The sequence below is a fragment of the Pseudomonas sp. NPDC087598 genome, assembly GCF_044743525.1.
Classification (GTDB): domain Bacteria; phylum Pseudomonadota; class Gammaproteobacteria; order Pseudomonadales; family Pseudomonadaceae; genus Aquipseudomonas.
The window spans coordinates 1-2,260 of sequence record NZ_JBIUWQ010000097.1; the positions used below are offsets into that span (position 1 = coordinate 1).

Consider the following 2,260-nt stretch of genomic DNA (forward strand, 5'->3'; position numbering starts at 1 on the left):
AATGAAAAAGAATACCAGATGAACTAAACTCAATCGAATAGAGAAGTAGCTACCGAGCCCGACAATGAGCACGATCAGTACTTTCCCTGAGAGGAAGTCGTTAATGACTTCGAGCATGGATTTTTCCTCGCTGTTTATTGTGTAAGCAAATGCTGGATGTTCAGAAACATCGCGTTACACCGGTCTGTGCGCGGCACGACAGGCGAGGCGAGGGTTTCGTCCCGGTCCATTTCGCGGGTTTGTTATTAGTTCGGGTTTCGCATGGGTTATGGCCTCGTTACCGACGACCGCTCACGCGAAGAGGGGCGGCACTATACCGATCAGTGACGCGCCCGTCTGCACGGTAGTGGTGCAAGCGACGAAACGAGGCTTTGAAACACCCGGCGTTACCGGCGCCGGGCTTGTACGGGGACTGCTTCTCTGTTGACTCAAACCCTGTGGCGAGGGGATTTATCCCCGATGGGTCGCGCAGCGGCCCCAAAACCTGTAATCACGATGTATCAGGTACATCGCGTGGCAGGGTTTTGCGACTGCCTCGCAGTCGATCGGGGATGAATCCCCTCGCCACAAGGGCTTATTTCCACATTGAGCAATCCCCAGACATACGGTTTTCTCTGCCAAACAGTTAAAAAAAAGGGCTTGGGGACTGATCCCCAAGCCCTCAAAAGGTGAGAGGTGTCTAGTCCCTCGACCTGGTGAGCGGTGCTACAAGTAACGCGTCGGCTCAGGCTTTGAGCGGAACCAGACGCGGAGCAATCATGTTTTCCGGGCGCAGGATGTCGGCGAGACTCTCTTCGTCGAGCAGACCTTCTTCGCGCACCAGTTCCAGCACGCCGCGGCCGCTTTCAAGGGCGATACGGGCGATGCGGGTGGCGTTTTTGTAGCCGAGGGACCGGGTCAGTGCGGTGCCCAGGCCGATCGAGTGTTCGACCAGTTCGCGGCAGCGTGCTTCGTTGGCGGTGATGCCGACGATGCAGTGTTCGCGCAGCATGTCCATGGCACGTTGCAGCAGACGGATCGAGTCGAAGATCTTGAAGGCGATCAAAGGCTCCATCACGTTCAGTTGCAGTTGGCCGCCTTCGGCTGCCATGGTCAGCGCCAGGTCGTTACCGATCACCTGGAACGCAACCTGGTTCACGGCTTCCGGGATTACCGGGTTGACCTTGCCGGGCATGATCGAGCTGCCTGGCTGACGCGCCGGCAGGTTGATTTCGTTGATGCCGGTACGTGGGCCGCTGGACAGCAGGCGCAGGTCGTTGCAGATCTTCGACAGTTTGACCGCGGTGCGCTTGAGCATGCCGGAGAACAGCACGAAGGCGCCCATGTCGGAAGTTGCTTCGATCAAGTCGGCAGCCGGTACAACCGGTTGACCGCTGATCAGCGCCAGACGCTGGACAGCCAGTGCCTGGTAGCGCGGGTCGGCGTTGATGCCGGTGCCGATCGCGGTGCCGCCCAGGTTCACTTCAGTCAGCAGTTCCGGGGCCAGCGTCTTCAGGCGGGCCAGGTCTTCGCCCATGGTGGTGGCGAAAGCACGGAATTCTTGACCGAGGGTCATCGGTACGGCGTCTTGCAGTTGGGTACGGCCCATTTTCAGGACGTGATCGAATTCTTTGCCCTTGGCTGCGAACGCCTGAATCAGGCTGTCGAGGCTGGCCAGCAATGTGTCGTGACCCAGCAGCAGACCCAGGCGGATCGCGGTCGGGTAGGCGTCGTTGGTCGACTGCGCCATGTTGACGTCGTCGTTCGGGTGCAGGTACTGGTACTCGCCTTTCTCGTGACCCATTGCTTCCAGAGCAATGTTGGCGATCACTTCGTTGGCGTTCATGTTGGTGGAAGTACCGGCGCCACCTTGAATCATGTCGACCACGAACTCTTCGTGGAAATCACCGCGGATCAATCGTGCACAGGCTTCGCTGATGGCAGCGTGCTTGGCTTCGCTCAGATGACCCAACTCGCGGTTGGCGTCAGCAGCGGCCTGTTTGACCATTGCCAGACCGACAACCAGTTTCGGGTAGTGCGAAATCGGAACGCCCGAGAGGCGGAAGTTGTTCACCGCTCGCAGGGTCTGGATGCCGTAATACGCTTGAGCCGGTACGTCGAGGGCGCCAAGCAGGTCGTTTTCTGTGCGGAAAGATGCAGCGGAGGACATGATAGAAATCATCTCGATATGGACCCGGTCTGTGCCGGAACGCTGCGAATGCTAGGCTTGTGCGAATTTTTGGGCCAATGCTGTTCAGCACTGCCCAATTCACAATCGGCA

2 protein-coding genes are annotated in these 2,260 nt (G+C 58.3%); both read right to left on the bottom strand.

Annotation, left to right across the window (positions count from 1 at the left end):
• On the bottom strand, window positions 1–117 hold a 117-nt coding region (locus tag ACIOWE_RS28820; protein ID WP_401398317.1), incomplete at its 3' end, for a hypothetical protein.
• Between the two features lie 607 nt (window positions 118–724).
• Window positions 725–2,149: an aspartate ammonia-lyase gene (locus tag ACIOWE_RS28825; protein WP_401398305.1), complete on the bottom strand. Its 1,425-nt coding sequence runs from the start codon at window positions 2,147–2,149 to the stop codon at window positions 725–727.
• Window positions 2,150–2,260 lie beyond the last annotated feature (111 nt).

Bases quoted from the DNA above. Each gene is read 5' to 3' on its own strand.
- ACIOWE_RS28825 (WP_401398305.1), bottom strand. From the start codon at position 2,149: ATGTCCTCCGCTGCATCTTTCCGCACAGAAAACGACCTGCTTGGCGCC.